The sequence below is a fragment of the Priestia abyssalis genome, assembly GCF_002019595.1.
GTDB classification, from domain to species: Bacteria; Bacillota; Bacilli; order Bacillales; family Bacillaceae_H; genus Bacillus_BA; species Bacillus_BA abyssalis.
This window is the reverse complement of sequence record NZ_KV917369.1, coordinates 5,439,099-5,453,835: the sequence shown is the minus strand read 5'-3', so window position 1 is coordinate 5,453,835 and position 14,737 is coordinate 5,439,099. Positions and strand designations below refer to the sequence as shown.

At 41.2% G+C, this 14,737-nt stretch carries 15 protein-coding genes; 14 read left to right on the top strand and 1 reads right to left on the bottom strand.

What is annotated here, in order from left to right:
• Positions 1 to 137: 137 nt before the first annotated feature.
• A complete protein-coding gene (locus BK575_RS26130) occupies positions 138 to 668 on the bottom strand; it encodes a DUF2529 domain-containing protein (RefSeq protein WP_078414438.1) in 531 nt (176 codons plus the stop codon).
• A gap of 149 nt (positions 669 to 817) precedes the next feature.
• Between BK575_RS26130 and BK575_RS26125 the strand changes: the two genes are divergently transcribed.
• The 14 genes from BK575_RS26125 to BK575_RS26055 all read left to right on the top strand — a co-directional run bounded on the left by BK575_RS26125 (position 818) and on the right by BK575_RS26055 (position 14,656).
• Positions 818 to 1,192, top strand: a complete 375-nt coding sequence (locus tag BK575_RS26125; protein WP_169908042.1) for a response regulator — start codon at positions 818 to 820, stop codon at positions 1,190 to 1,192.
• A 304-nt stretch (positions 1,193 to 1,496) separates the two neighbouring features.
• Entirely contained in the window at positions 1,497 to 2,354 is an 858-nt protein-coding gene (locus BK575_RS26120) for a class II fructose-bisphosphate aldolase (protein WP_078414436.1), read from the top strand.
• A 103-nt stretch (positions 2,355 to 2,457) separates the two neighbouring features.
• Entirely contained in the window at positions 2,458 to 3,102 is a 645-nt protein-coding gene (fsa, locus tag BK575_RS26115) for a fructose-6-phosphate aldolase (RefSeq protein WP_078414435.1), read from the top strand.
• A gap of 375 nt (positions 3,103 to 3,477) precedes the next feature.
• On the top strand, positions 3,478 to 4,764 hold the full coding sequence (locus BK575_RS26105; RefSeq protein ID WP_078414433.1) for a UDP-N-acetylglucosamine 1-carboxyvinyltransferase: 1,287 nt from the start codon (positions 3,478 to 3,480) through the stop codon (positions 4,762 to 4,764).
• A gap of 79 nt (positions 4,765 to 4,843) precedes the next feature.
• Complete coding sequence (gene glpX / locus BK575_RS26100; protein ID WP_078414432.1) at positions 4,844 to 5,812, top strand: class II fructose-bisphosphatase; 969 nt, start codon at positions 4,844 to 4,846, stop codon at positions 5,810 to 5,812.
• A 506-nt stretch (positions 5,813 to 6,318) separates the two neighbouring features.
• On the top strand, positions 6,319 to 7,593 hold the full coding sequence (gene rho / locus BK575_RS26095; protein WP_078414431.1) for a transcription termination factor Rho: 1,275 nt from the start codon (positions 6,319 to 6,321) through the stop codon (positions 7,591 to 7,593).
• Positions 7,594 to 7,910: 317 nt separating this feature from the next.
• Positions 7,911 to 8,111, top strand: a complete 201-nt coding sequence (gene rpmE, locus BK575_RS26090; protein ID WP_028395942.1) for a 50S ribosomal protein L31 — start codon at positions 7,911 to 7,913, stop codon at positions 8,109 to 8,111.
• Positions 8,112 to 8,314: 203 nt separating this feature from the next.
• Entirely contained in the window at positions 8,315 to 8,902 is a 588-nt protein-coding gene (locus BK575_RS26085) for a thymidine kinase (RefSeq protein WP_078414430.1), read from the top strand.
• Between the two features lie 268 nt (positions 8,903 to 9,170).
• Positions 9,171 to 9,599 (top strand): hypothetical protein, encoded by a 429-nt coding sequence (locus BK575_RS26080; protein ID WP_078414429.1) that lies wholly within the window; start codon positions 9,171 to 9,173, stop codon positions 9,597 to 9,599.
• Positions 9,600 to 9,780: 181 nt separating this feature from the next.
• Positions 9,781 to 10,848: a peptide chain release factor 1 gene (gene prfA / locus BK575_RS26075; protein WP_078414968.1), complete on the top strand. Its 1,068-nt coding sequence runs from the start codon at positions 9,781 to 9,783 to the stop codon at positions 10,846 to 10,848.
• Complete coding sequence (gene prmC, locus BK575_RS26070; protein WP_078414428.1) at positions 10,848 to 11,714, top strand: peptide chain release factor N(5)-glutamine methyltransferase; 867 nt, start codon at positions 10,848 to 10,850, stop codon at positions 11,712 to 11,714. The genes prfA and prmC overlap by 1 nt, the downstream gene beginning before the upstream one ends.
• 273 nt (positions 11,715 to 11,987) lie before the next feature.
• On the top strand, positions 11,988 to 12,599 hold the full coding sequence (gene spoIIR / locus BK575_RS26065; protein WP_078414967.1) for a stage II sporulation protein R: 612 nt from the start codon (positions 11,988 to 11,990) through the stop codon (positions 12,597 to 12,599).
• 268 nt (positions 12,600 to 12,867) lie between these two features.
• Positions 12,868 to 13,323 (top strand): GNAT family N-acetyltransferase, encoded by a 456-nt coding sequence (locus tag BK575_RS26060; RefSeq protein ID WP_078414427.1) that lies wholly within the window; start codon positions 12,868 to 12,870, stop codon positions 13,321 to 13,323.
• Between the two features lie 292 nt (positions 13,324 to 13,615).
• Entirely contained in the window at positions 13,616 to 14,656 is a 1,041-nt protein-coding gene (locus BK575_RS26055; RefSeq protein ID WP_078414426.1) for an L-threonylcarbamoyladenylate synthase, read from the top strand.
• The last annotated feature ends 81 nt before the right edge of the window (positions 14,657 to 14,737 follow it).

Sequence of the window (14,737 nt, the reverse complement as noted above, 5' to 3'; positions counted from 1 at the left end):
GTTCTAAAAGAATACAAAAATGATTGTTTACTGAAGGACCCGTCACGAAATCTTTGGTTTTAATGGATTTCGATGACGGGTCCTTTCAGGAGGATGAATCAAAAGGAATACTTTTTATTCCTTTTGATTCATCCGCTTTATTCATATTCTGTTATAATTTCTTTAATCGTTAAATGAAGACCATAATAAGCATAAAGAGCGGTCATGATACCCGGGAATCCATAACGATTTCCTTCATCATCGGGGATAAGCGGTTTGAGAAGCTTTGTATCGATATGGGCATCAACGAAATCCTCCAATGATGGCAGGGTAGTTTCTTTTTCAATTGGAGAAATACCTACTGTCAAAACTCCCTGTTCTTGCAAACGCTGCGCCAGATCCAAGATATGCGGGTCCGTTGAGGTACGGGAAACAAGTAAGACACGATCGGCAGAAGTCAAATGTCCAATATCTTCAAATGCCATTAATTTAGTGCTCGGTAAAGGTTCCTGGCTTTTAGTAGCTTCCAGTCCAACAGCCTGCATTTCATCTTTTCCGTAAATATAAATATTCCCATCTCCGATAATGGCCTGGGCTAATACTCTAGCCCCGTCTTCTATATGAAACTCTTCTTTTTCCTGAATTTGTTTAAAATAGCCGGTTAGCTGTGTTGTAAAAATTTTTAACATGTCGTTCACCTTTCTCTTATCATCATATCGATATTCCTGGTAGTCATTATAGCGAAAAGAAATCGAAGAGTAAAAAAGAAGGGAATTGTATGGAGAAAGTCGAAATTTATGAGTAACATAGGGAGTATAAGAATAATGAAGGTGGGATTATATTGAAAGAGAAAATTTTAATTGTAGACGATCAATTTGGCATTCGCATTTTGTTAACGGAAGTGCTGCAAAAAGAAGGATACCAAACCTTTCAAGCTGCAAATGGATATCAGGCGATCGAAATTGCACAAAAAAATGCACCTGACCTTGTGTTGCTTGATATGAAAATTCCCGGAATGGATGGCATTGAAATTTTGAAAAGATTGAAGCAGCACGATCAAAGCATTAAGGTCATTATCATGACAGCATATGGTGAGTTGGATATGATTCAAGAAGCGAAGGATTTAGGGGCGCTTACGCATTTTGCTAAACCATTTGATATTGATGAGATTCGCCAGGCTGTTCGACAATATTTACCAGTAGGGTTAAATTGATTTTTCTTTACATAAATAGTATAAAGATTATTAACCATGCCAATCCCTTGGTTTTACTGGATTTTTAAGGCATGGTTTTTCCTTTGGGGGTTCATTTATGCTTACAAAATCCCCTCTTTTTTTTGATTAAATGACTAAATATGTTGCTGATTGTCGTTTAAGTTGGTATCCTAAGTACTGTATTAAACTATTCGATAAGCGAATATTTCAAATGAACGTATGAAACATTTGAAATTGTACATAATATCCCAATGAAACTTCTCGGATAGTACTGACAATGGTTTATGTTAAGGAGGATTTTGGTATGCCTTTAGTTTCAATGACAGAAATGTTGAACAAAGCGTTGGAAGGTAAGTATGCGGTTGGTCAATTTAACATGAACAACCTGGAGTGGACGCAAGCGATTTTAGCGGCTGCTGAAGAGGAAAAATCCCCAGTTATCCTCGGTGTATCAGAAGGTGCTGCTCGCCATATGAGCGGTTTCAACACAGTTGTAAGCATCGTTAAAGGTTTAATGCAAGACATGAACATTACGGTTCCTGTAGCAATCCATTTAGACCACGGTTCAAGCTTTGAAAAATGTAAAGAGGCAATCGACGCTGGATTTACATCTGTAATGATCGATGCTTCTCACCACCCATTTGAAGAAAATATCGAGACTACAAAAAAAGTAGTAGAATATGCTCATTCAAAAGGTGTATCAGTAGAAGCGGAGCTAGGTGTAGTAGGCGGACAAGAAGATGATGTAGTAGCAGACGGCGTTATCTATGCTGATCCAGCAGAGTGTGAAGAACTTGTAAAAGCTACAGGCATCGACTGCTTGGCGCCAGCTTTAGGTTCAGTACACGGCCCTTACAAAGGCGAGCCAAACCTAGGTTTCAAAGAAATGGGAGAAGTTCGTGACCGTACGGGTGTACCATTAGTATTGCACGGTGGTACTGGTATCCCGACAAAAGATATTGAAAAAGCCATCTCTTTAGGTACTTCTAAAATTAACGTTAACACAGAAAACCAAATCGCATTTACAAAAGCAGTACGTGAAATTTTAAACAGCGATCAAGAAGTTTATGATCCACGTAAATTTATCGGCCCTGGCCGCGAAGCAATCAAGCAAACGGTTGCCGGTAAAATGCGCGAGTTCGGTTCTTCAAACAAAGCTTAATCATTATTGCTTCAAGCATGGAACCGCCTTTTTTAGGGCGGTTTCCTTTTAGAAATAACTTTCTTTATCAATTTGATACTTTACTGAGCGGGAGGGGAAGGTCATGAAATTTTTCATTGACACTGCTAACATTGACGAAATTAAGGAAGCGCATTCACTAGGTTTATTGGCAGGTGTAACAACAAATCCAAGCCTGGTGGCTAAGGAAAACATTTCATTTGAAGATCGTCTTAAAGAAATTACGGCTATTGTTCCGGGATCTGTAAGTGCAGAGGTAATCGCACTGGATGCGGAAGGTATGATCCAAGAAGGAAAAGAACTAGCTAAAATCGCCCCAAATATTACCATCAAAGTACCGATGACTCCGGATGGCTTAAAGGCTGTTAAAGAGTTTTCAGAGTCGGGAATTAAAACAAACGTAACCTTAGTATTCTCTGCTAACCAAGCCCTTTTGGCTGCAAGAGCAGGAGCTACGTACGTTTCCCCATTCTTAGGACGCTTAGATGATCTAGGGCATAACGGATTAGATCTTATCGCTCAAATTGCTGATATCTTTGCGATCCATGATATTGATACAGAAATTATTGCAGCTTCTATCCGTCATCCTATGCATGTTACAGAAGCAGCCCTAAAAGGCGCACATATCGCAACCATTCCATATAAGGTATTAATGCAATTATTCAAACATCCTTTAACAGACAGCGGAATCGAACAATTCCTGAAGGATTGGAACAACCGACTTTCTTAAAGTAAAGAGCGTGTTCAAAAAGGAGGACAAAAAGAGCCGAGAAGTTCAAGGAACGATAGACTCGAGGACCGGAGCGTATAGCGTGAATACGTAAGGACTGGAGAGGCAGAGTGACGAAGAAATTCGACGGGGATTTTTCCCGGACTTTTTGAACATCCTCTTAAAAAATATTCATATTTCCCTTTGGCATTCACAACATAACTAATCGTGAATGCCCCTTTTTCTGTAAAAATGATAATTTTATACATGAAAAAATCTTTTTCGTGTAAACTATTAGGTAATATGATAATAACCTTGATTTCGGCAAATAACTTGGTAAATATTACCTAAAGGTAGGAGTGAAGTGGCATTATCTTCACTGGAAGGGAGCCTAAAGTGGAAAAGTTAAAGATACAAGGTGGATCTACATTAAATGGTACGGTAAGAATTAGCGGAGCTAAAAACAGTGCAGTTGCACTTATTCCTGCGACCATTTTAGCGGAGTCTCCAGTCACGATTGAGGGATTGCCTGATATTTCTGACGTACAGATTTTAAGTGATTTGCTCGAAGAAATCGGCGGAAAAGTAACTTATGAAAATAATGAGCTAACGGTTAATCCGGCAGATATGGTTTCGATGCCTCTTCCTAATGGAAAAGTAAAAAAATTACGTGCTTCCTATTATTTGATGGGAGCCATGCTCGGACGCTTCAAAAAGGCTGTCATCGGCCTTCCAGGAGGATGCCACTTAGGTCCTCGCCCAATTGACCAGCATATTAAGGGATTTGAGGCTCTCGGAGTTCAAGTGACGAATGAACAAGGAGCCATCTATCTGCGTGCAGATGAACTGAAAGGTGCCCGTATTTATCTGGACGTCGTAAGCGTAGGAGCGACGATTAATATTATGCTGGCTGCGGTAAGAGCCAAAGGGCGAACCATTATTGAAAATGCTGCGAAGGAACCGGAAATTATTGACGTGGCTACATTGCTCACCAATATGGGAGCACGTATTAAAGGAGCAGGAACAGACGTTATTCGTATTGATGGAGTGGACGAACTTAAAGGGTGCCGCCATTCTATCATTCCGGATCGAATTGAAGCCGGCACTTACATGATTATGGCCGCTGCGATGGGCAAGGAAGTCATGATTGATAACGTGATTCCCCTTCATTTAGAATCATTGATTGCCAAAATGAGAGAAATGGGGGTTCGAGTAGAGGCCAACCCAGAACAAATCTTGGTGGTAGGCGGACAAAGCTTAAAGGCTGTTGATATTAAGACACTTGTTTATCCAGGATTTCCAACCGACCTGCAACAGCCTTTTACCTCTTTATTGACGAAAGTGACTGGTACAAGTGTGGTAACGGATACGATTTATAGTGCCCGTTTTAAGCATATTGATGAGTTAAGGAGAATGAATGCCGTCATTAAAGTGGAAGGGCGTTCTGCTATTATTAACGGTCCTTCCCAACTACAAGGAGCGAAGGTCAAGGCATCCGATTTGCGAGCGGGGGCAGCTTTGGTTACAGCTGGGCTCATGGCAAGAGGAATCACCGAAGTGACGGGATTAGAGCATATTGACAGAGGTTATAGTCATTTGGTAGACAAGCTCTCAGGCTTAGGAGCCGTCATCTGGCGGGAAAGAATGACAGAGCAAGAAATTGAGCAATTTCAAAATTCCTAAAGGAAACTTGCCTGCACAGAGTTCCTAATGCGCGGTAATGCAGGACCAATAAATTAAATTGGCAACGGGGGAGACGAATATGGAAAGAAGTTTATCGATGGAACTTGTACGTGTAACAGAAGCAGCGGCTTTAGCGTCTGCTAGATGGATGGGACGCGGAAAGAAAGACGAAGCTGATGAAGCAGCTACTTCTGCTATGCGTGATGTGTTTGATACCATTCCGATGAAGGGCACGGTTGTCATTGGAGAAGGAGAAATGGACGAGGCTCCAATGCTTTATATCGGAGAGAAACTTGGAACGGGATATGGTCCGCGAGTTGATGTGGCTGTTGATCCTTTGGAGGGGACGAACATTGTTGCTTCAGGCGGCTGGAACGGTTTAGCGGTACTGGCAGTAGCTGACCATGGAAACTTACTTCATGCACCTGATATGTATATGGACAAAATCGCAGTCGGTCCGGAAGCTGTGGGCCAAATTGACATTAACGCACCGATTATTGAAAACTTAAGAGCAGTCGCAAAAGCAAAAAATAAAGATATTGAAGATGTTGTTGCAACGGTATTAAATCGTTCACGACACGAACATATCATTAAAGAGCTGAGAGAAGCCGGTGCTCGCATTAAGCTGATCAATGACGGGGATGTAGCAGGAGCTATTAATACGGCTTTCGACCATACTGGTGTGGATATTTTATTCGGTTCTGGCGGAGCGCCTGAAGGAGTTATTGCAGCTGTTGCTCTTAAATGTCTCGGTGGAGAGCTGCAAGGTAAATTATTACCTCAAAGCGAGGAAGAATTAGCGCGATGCCAAGCGATGGGCATTCAGGATATTAACCGTGTACTTCGGATGGAAGACTTGGTAAAAGGGGATGACGCTATTTTTGCAGCGACAGGGGTAACAGATGGAGAGTTGCTTAAAGGCGTTCAATTTAAAGGACTTATCGGTACGACCCAATCTTTAGTTATGCGTGCCAAATCTGGGACGGTGCGTTTCATTGACGGCAGACATAGTCTGAAAAAGAAACCAAATCTCGTTATCAAAAACTAAAACAATGAGCACCCATCGGGTGCTCATTGTTTTCGAAATTTCGAGGAGCGTGTCGTCTCTGAAAAAGAAATGGTGAAAGGTATGCTTGTACGAACGATGTCCTTTTTTGAAGGAGGAGGGGTCGTAAAAATAGGTTGATTAAAAAGAGATAAAAAGGGTAGAATAGAAAGGAAACTTCCATCCGTGAGGAGACCTCTATCTCGACGGATGGTTAGTTGATTTATCGAGCTTTCACGGGCAGTAATCCTCTTCTTGAACCAGGGAAGGGGGTTCTTACTGCCCGTTCATGCGGGATGTATTACTGCATCTATTTAGTATTAAGGATCCTTTACTCGCTGAAGGTTTCACTGCCTGTTAGAGCGGGATAAATTAAATCTACTGAAATCTACTTCAAGATTGCCTTCCTTATCTTCACCATTTATTCCATCCGTATCTTTTCTCATATTTACAAAACATTTTAATATGGGGGAAAACAGGAAATTATTTGATTAAAGTGTGGTGTTTGAATGAATTTAACATTGTCTAATTTAGAGAATATGAAATTAAAAGAGCTCTATGAACATGCTCGTGAGTATAAAATTTCCTACTACAGCAAGTTAACGAAAAAAGAACTTATTTTTGCTATTTTGAAGGCCCAAGCTGAACAAGATGGTCTCTTGTTTATGGAAGGCGTACTAGAAATCATTCAGTCAGAAGGTTTTGGTTTTCTGCGCCCTATCAACTATTCGCCTAGTTCAGAAGACATCTATATATCAGCCTCTCAAATTCGACGATTCGATTTAAGAAACGGAGATAAAGTCTCGGGTAAAGTTCGTCCTCCGAAAGAAAACGAGCGCTACTATGGTTTGCTGCATGTAGAAGCAGTAAATGGGGATAATCCAGAGTCGGCGAAGGAACGTGTACATTTCCCGGCTTTAACGCCTATTTATCCAAATCGTCAAATGGTACTGGAGACAGAGCCGCGAAACTTCTCGACGCGAATCATAGATTTGATTGCACCAATTGGTTTTGGTCAAAGGGGATTAATTGTGGCGCCTCCGAAAGCCGGAAAAACAATGCTTTTAAAGGAAATTGCCAACAGCGTTACAACGAATCATCCGGAAGCAGAACTGATCGTCTTGTTAATTGATGAACGACCAGAGGAGGTAACGGACATTGAGCGCTCCGTTGCCGGAGACGTAGTCAGCTCGACGTTCGATGAAGTGCCAGAGAATCATATCAAAGTAGCCGAACTTGTGTTAGAGCGCGCGATGCGTCTTGTAGAGCATAAAAAAGACGTAATCATTCTAATGGATAGTATTACACGCCTTGCCCGTGCTTATAACTTAGTCATTCCTCCAAGTGGACGTACGCTATCAGGCGGGATTGACCCGGCTGCCTTCCATCGTCCAAAACGTTTCTTTGGAGCGGCTCGTAACATTGAAGAAGGCGGCAGCTTGACTATTTTGGCCACAGCTTTAATCGACACTGGATCCAGAATGGATGATGTTATTTACGAAGAGTTCAAGGGAACTGGTAATATGGAGCTCCATTTAGATCGTTCATTGGCTGAAAAACGTATTTTCCCTGCTATCGATATTCGTCGCTCCGGTACAAGAAAAGAAGAGTTGCTCATTCCAAAAGAGCACCTTGATCATCTATGGGCGATTCGTAAAACGTTGTCGGATTCCCCTGATTTTGCAGAGAGATTTTTAAGACGTTTAAGAAACTCTAAAAGTAATATGGAATTCTTCAAAATATTGGAAGATGAGAGAAAAACCGTAACGAGCACAAAAAGGTAAATCATGTTACAATGATAAAGGACACTTTCATCCATAAGGGTGTTTATTTATTCGTACTTTTACGGTTAGTTTTTTTGCGCAGGTTTCCTTTGTTAAGTTAGATCTTGACGCGGAAATCTCATTAGCCGTTAATACGAAACAAATTTGAAATTGTAAAAACAGGTAGTTGCAAAACTGCTTGACCCTTGTTATAATTTCTTCATGTGTGTTTAGTATGCGATGTCGAAATAAGCATATTAAATGTCGATGTTTCGTCTATCGTATTGGTTTATATAACTCTGTTTCAGAATGATTCAGGGCGGAAGGAGATGAAAAGCATGAAAACAGGAATTCATCCAAACTACAAAAAAGTTATGGTGAAATGCGCTTGTGGAAATGAATTTGAAACTGGCTCTGTTAAAGAAGAGATTCGCATTGAGGTTTGCTCTGAATGCCATCCATTCTACACTGGCCGTCAAAAATTCGCTTCTGCGGATGGTCGCGTTGATCGCTTCAATAAAAAATACGGTCTTAAGTAATCAATATGATGTTATCAAACAGGCAAGTGACTCTCAGTTCTTGCCTGTTTTTTACGTGAATAGCACTTCCCGTACGGGTTAACATATAGTGAATAATTAAAATACATAGATGATAATTGGATGGATAATATATCATCTAGGTACACAGAAGTAGAAGAGCGGTTCACTTCATTGTAATGACACGGAAGGGAGAGATCCGCGCCATGTATGTAATGAAGCAAAGCGGTTGGATTGAAGTGATTTGCGGCAGTATGTTTTCCGGGAAATCAGAAGAACTGATTCGCCGGGTTCGTCGTACACAATTTGCCAAACAGCAGGTTCAAGTATTTAAGCCTGCTATTGATAATCGTTATAGTGAAGAAGCGGTCGTATCACATAATGGTTCGTCAGTAATTGCGATGCCTACCCGTAATTCTGCACAGATTTTAAAAGAGGTAATGGAAGAAACGGACGTTGTAGCAATCGATGAAGTTCAGTTCTTTGATGAAGGGATTTTAGAAGTTGTTCAAACACTTGCCGATAGAGGGTATCGCGTAATTGTTGCCGGACTTGACCAAGATTTCAGAGGAGAGCCATTTGGACAGGTACCTGCGTTAATGGCGATTGCAGAATCGGTAACAAAACTGCAAGCGGTTTGTGCAGCTTGTGGTTCACCTGCAAGCCGTACCCAGCGTTTAATTGATGGACAGCCTGCTTCTTATGATGATCCCATCATTCTAGTAGGGGCTTCTGAATCGTATGAGCCAAGGTGCCGACATTGTCATGCAGTTCCCCGTAAAGTCTATCAATAAGAAAAGCATAAGCGCCTTGGTTAAAGAAGGCCGACTAAGACCGCCACGTCCTGTGGGCCCAAGGAAATAGGGATTGACCCATAAGGCGCTTTTTGCCTTATGAGGGCAATCATCTTTTCCCGTGCTAAGCTAGGCGCTGGAGCTAGACACAATATCATCCAAAAAAGATGCCTGCATGGTGAATGACCATGCAGGCATCTTTTTTTCCTTAAGTTTACTTTATTTGATTTTGTATAACCGGGAAATCTAAGTCATAGGAGGTGTCATTGTGAAAAAAAACGTTTTATTGCTATGTATGATTTTTATGAGTGCTTGTGCTGGTTATAACAGTACCCAGGATGCTCGGGTAGAAGATGAGAATGGCAAAAAATTATTAACATCTTATCGAGATGATAATAAATTGGAAAAAGAGTTAATCCGCTATGAAGAGTTTACCGACCAAAATCCTAATTTTCCTAATACGACTCCAGTAAGATCGAAGGTATCAAATGATTATGAAAAGATGAAAGAAGTAGTTGAAGTTGAAACCCCTTATCGGATAGGGGATTTGAAGGTAAATGGACGTGACGCCTGGGTGACTGTTCACACAGGAGAGGAAATGAGTGCGTCTGAAAAGGAAAAGGTGCAAAACATTGTCGCTCGAGAGCTGTTTGAAGGCCTTCCTCGTTTTCATTTCCATGTAAAAGCTGTCAAATGACAAGGTTTTTCGTATAAGCGGTCGGCAAAAGCCTGAAAGGGAGGTTGTCGGCCGCTTCTGTTTAAAGAATATGGTAAAAATTTTTTAGCTCTATTCTATTCTTTATACCGATTTGATTTTGACGGGGGGTGTCACCTATACTATAATTAGAATGTTATGGATAAAAAATGAGGTGAATGATGTGTTTGATCGTTTACAAGCGGTAGAAGATCGCTACGAAAAGTTAAATGAATTTCTTAGCGACCCTGAAATTGTAAATAACCCCTCTAAGTTAAGAGAGTATTCGAAAGAACAAGCGGATATCCAGGAAACGGTAGAAGCTTATAGAGAATATAAAGACATAAAAGAGCAGCTAACCGATGCGAAAGCCATGCTGGACGATAAGTTAGATGCTGATATGCGGGAGATGGTAAAAGAGGAAATCTCCGAGTTAGAAGATCAAGTGGAGGAATTGGAAGCCCGTCTAAAAGTGCTGTTATTACCAAAAGACCCGAATGATGATAAAAATGTTATCATGGAAATTCGCGGCGCAGCAGGCGGGGACGAAGCAGCCCTTTTTGCTGGAGATTTATATCGCATGTATTCCCGTTATGCGGAAGCGCAAGGATGGAAAACGGAAGTCATGGAAGCGACTACCACAGGGGTTGGCGGTTATAAAGAGATTATATTTATGATTAACGGGAAGGGTGCTTATTCAAAACTGAAGTTCGAAAACGGTGCTCATCGTGTACAGCGTGTACCTGAGACTGAATCAGGGGGACGCATCCACACTTCAACGGCTACGGTAGCTTGTTTACCGGAAGCGGAAGAGGTTGAGGTGGAAATTCATGAAAAAGATATCCGTGTTGATACGTTTGCATCTAGTGGCCCTGGCGGACAAAGTGTTAACACGACGATGTCGGCTGTTCGTTTAACCCACCTTCCTACTGGAACCGTCGTATCATGTCAAGATGAGAAGTCGCAGATTAAAAATAAGGAAAAAGCGATGAAAGTATTGCGTGCTCGCGTGTATGATAAATTCCAGCGGGAAGCACAAGCGGAGTATGATCAAAACCGTAAGCAGGCGGTAGGTACAGGAGATCGATCTGAGCGTATCCGTACTTACAATTTCCCACAAAACCGCGTCACAGACCACCGCATTGGTCTAACGATTCAAAAGCTCGATCAAATTCTGGAAGGTAAGCTTAATGAAGTGATTGAAGCGCTGATCATGGAAGACCAAGCGCTGAAAATGGAGCAAGCAGACTAATGGCTGTCGTGTTTGACAAAGTGTATGAAGCCCTAAAATGGGCTTCTTCTTTTTTAAAAGAAGCGAATCGGGATGAAAATGCGGGTGAACTGTTGTTGCGTCATCATTTAAAGATGAGCCGTTCTATGTTGTTTAGCTCTATGCAGGAACAGCTGAATGAAGAAGTGAAACGAAAGTTTATAGAAGATATACATGCTCATGTCTCTGGTATTCCTGTCCAATATATTATGGGGTACGAGGAATTTTACGGGCGTGCATTTCGGGTAAATGAAGAGGTATTGATTCCTCGCCCTGAAACGGAAGAATTGGTAGAAGGGGTCATTCAAAGGGCCCAAAGTCACTTTGGCGAAGAGACGTTTGAGTTAGTGGATGTTGGGACAGGGAGTGGAGCGATAGCGGTAACCCTTGCTCTTGAATTGTCCAATGCAATCGTCACGGCTATTGATATTGCCCAACCTTCTTTAGATATAGCATCAACCAATGCCCAAGCCCTTCATGCAGATGTAACGTTTGTTCATGGAGATTTACTTCAGCCCCTTATTCAACAAGGGAAAAAAGCTGCCGTTGTAGTATCCAATCCGCCTTATATTCCAGACGGGGATATTGACATTCTTTCTCCAGTTGTAAAAGAACATGAGCCGATGAGGGCTTTGTTTGGAGGCGAGGACGGATTGGATTTTTATCGTCGTTTTATGGAGGAGCTTCCGCTTGTTATGGAAGAGAAGGGGTTCATTGCCTTTGAAGTGGGAATGGGGCAAGCGCATATCGTCGCTTCCATGCTGGAGGAGGCATTTCCTCAAGCGGAAGTAGAAGTCGTTTATGACATCAATGGCAAAGATCGAATGGTCTTTGCTCAACTTGCATAAATGATGGGGCATGAATAAAAAGCATCATGCCCCATCATTTATGTAGTAGATAGTTGGTGAAATACGTAAAAGTCGGTTGCTAACTATCTATAAATCTAATTTTTTCATCTGTGAAATAAACCTTATCTCCCAGTAATTGGTTTTAAAGGATTAAATGCTAAGGTTCATGCCTGTAAATTTATTCAACCATTTTTTGTGGTTGAATAAATTTAATAGTTTAAGATAATTGCCATCTGTCCATACTGTTTTACTGAGGGGACGGTGGAAAATATGATGAAAAAATACGTAATCATTTATTTTATTCTTTTGTTAATAGGGGCTCATGGCCATCTTTTATATAATCAATCGTTTGCAAAGGCGAACGAACCGGTTGTGATTCCAGATGAAGCGATTCGCCTGCGTATTTTGGCAAATAGCGATTCGGATGAAGATCAAGCGTTAAAAAGAGAAATTCGTGATCGCGTAAATGAAGAAATTAACCAATGGGTAGCTGATTTGACATCTGTTGAGGCCGCTCGCGAATTAATCAAAAGCCGCTTGCCGATCATTCAGGGAATAGCGGAAGAGGTAGTCAAAGAAAAGCAAGCAGGGCAAGAAGTCCAAGTGGATTTTGGTACGGTTCGTTTTCCTACTAAACTTTATGGTCAGTTTTTATATCCTGCAGGAGAGTATGAAGCCATTCTTATTACGCTCGGGAAAGGTGAAGGAGCGAACTGGTGGTGTGTATTATTCCCTCCGCTCTGTTTCTTGGATTTTTCAAACGGAGAAGCGGTAAAAGAAGAGGGGCCGAAGAAAGAGGAGCCAAAAGAAGAAACGTCAAATGAAGAAAAACAACAAGTAGAAGTAAAGTTTTTCCTCGTAGAATTCCTTTCAAAATTATTTTAAGCTTTACATTCCGCTTAATAAATGGATATATTTCCATCCCGTTGAAAGGTATTCACAATCGGTCAGTCAGCCAACTTGAATCCGCTCTCGAAGGTTTGTCTAAGCGGCTGGCGCCAACCCCGTAAAGGGGGAGCAGCCGCTTAGGTCTAGGAAGTTCGATATGGCCGTTCTTTGGTCATGTCGAACTTCCTAAATCGATCTATATAGTTCTATTTTTTGTCACTGTTCATAGAGTAGATACTAGAAAAGGTATATGGGGTGATAAAAAGTGGAGAAAATAGTTCGGCTGGCTTCTAAGTGTGATTTAGATTCAGTTCTTTCTTTTTGGGCAAAGGTAGATATTTATGTAGACGACATTGAGAGCTGCATTGATAATTTTGTTCTCATGGAAGATGATAAACAACAATTATTAGCGACGGTTGGGTTTCAGTCTATTCAAGAAAATGGCTTATTAAGATCTTTAGTCATTGCGCCCTCTTTAACAGAGCGGGATATCTTCGTGCTTTTTCAGGCAGTTATGGCCTTGGCTAAAGAAAAGGGAATGCAGCGTTTGTATTTAGTGACGAATAAAGCAGTATCCATTCCATTTTTTAAGCTGTTAAACTTTCGAGAAATTGAATATAATGAGCTCCCTGCAGCAATGAGAGAACTTAATCTGATGATAGTCGGTGAACAAGAAACGTCTATTTGTGTGATGGAACATACTTTTATAGAATCAAACTAATATCCACACAGTTATCAACATAAAGTTAAGTTTTATCCACATTTTGTGGATAAAACTTAACTTTTTCCACAAAATCCCGTAATCTTATAAACAAAACAATATCTGTTATAATAAAGTAAACTTTCATTCATCAAAATTTTCTCATTGCGTGATGAAGGTTAGCGGAACTTATTGTACACGTCAAAACACTAGTTGTGAAACGGTATATACCGTGAAACAAAGGATTTTCTGCCTGTTGAGAAAGGGAATACATATAGGGAAATCATTGACTAAAATATAGGAGTTGGAACAGTTGCGAACAAAAATGTGGATTGTGGATAAAAATGAACAGGAAAATCATGCTTATCCACAATTAGAAGAAGCTGCAAAGTTATTAAAGGAAGGTGAAACAATAGCCTTTCCTACAGAAACAGTATATGGGTTAGGAGCGGATGCCACCTCTGACCGGGCTGTGGATAAAATTTTCGTTGCAAAAGGAAGACCGAGTGATAATCCGCTTATTATTCACATTGGAAGCAAAGAAGCGGTAGAAAAGATTGCAAAAGAAATTCCGTCTTCAGCCCAAGCGTTAATAGACCGTTTTTGGCCAGGCCCGTTAACGTTAGTGTTGAAGAAGAGGCCCGGCATTTCGGAAAAAGTGACTGCAGGTTTAGAGACAGTAGCCGTTCGAATGCCTTCGCATCCTATTGCATTAGAGTTATTAAAAAAAGTAGATTTACCAATTGCTGCTCCAAGTGCTAATTTATCTGGAAAACCAAGTCCGACATTGGCCAAGCATGTATGGGCAGACCTTGACGGCAGAATAAGCGGCATTGTGGATGGAGGACCGACCGGTGTAGGAGTAGAGTCCACGGTTCTTGATTGCACAGAAGATACTCCTCTTATTTTGAGGCCGGGAGGAGTGACAAAGGAGCAGATTGAGGCTGTGGTAGGAAAAGTCCGTGTAGATAAAGCGCTGTTGATAAGTGGACAGGCACCAAAGTCCCCGGGAATGAAATATACTCATTATGCACCAAATGCTCCTCTTTATATCGTTCAGGGCTCTCGTGATTTTTTACAGAAAAAAGCGGATGAATGGAGAGGGCAAGGTAAACGGGTAGGGATCTTAACGACAACGGAAAATGAATCTTTTTATCAAGCGGACGTTGTATTGGGATGCGGCTCCCGTGATGATTTATCCACAGTAGCCACACATCTTTATGAAGTACTTCGCTCTTTTAACGAACATGATTTGGATATTATTTTAAGTGAAAGTTTTCCTGAAGAGGGAGTGGGACAAGCGGTAATGAATCGATTGATGAAAGCTGCCGGCCATCAAATCATTTTAGAATGATAAAAATCTGGGACGTGGGCATTTTTTGCCCATGTCCCATTCTTTATTCTAAAACTTTTCGTACATGCATATGGTGAATTA